Origin of the sequence: Paracoccus sp. S4493 (assembly GCF_000967735.1) — a bacterium.
Taxonomy (GTDB): domain Bacteria; phylum Pseudomonadota; class Alphaproteobacteria; order Rhodobacterales; family Rhodobacteraceae; genus Paracoccus; species Paracoccus marcusii.
Map to the genome: position 1 here is coordinate 1 of NZ_JXYF01000533.1, position 232 is coordinate 232.

The 232-nt window shown below is 74.6% G+C and carries 1 pseudogene; it reads right to left on the bottom strand.

The window, feature by feature from the left end:
• Window positions 1–232 (bottom strand): annotated as a pseudogene (locus TW83_RS21645) (siderophore-interacting protein); the annotation flags it as partial.

Sequence of the window (232 nt, forward strand, 5' to 3'; positions counted from 1 at the left end):
GCGCGCGCCGCGTCGGCCGCGAACCAGACATGCCCGCCCGCGGGGTCCGGCATCGCCACAAGCGCGGCCATCAGGTCGTCGCAGCGCGTGACCCGCGGATCATCCGCCAGCGCGCCCAAGTCGGCCGCGTCACAGCACAGGACGGCGCAGGCCGTGCCGCGCGTCTCGGCCAGCATGCGGGTGATGGCGGGCATCGCGGTCTGGTCGCCGAACAGCCACAGCCGATCGGTGT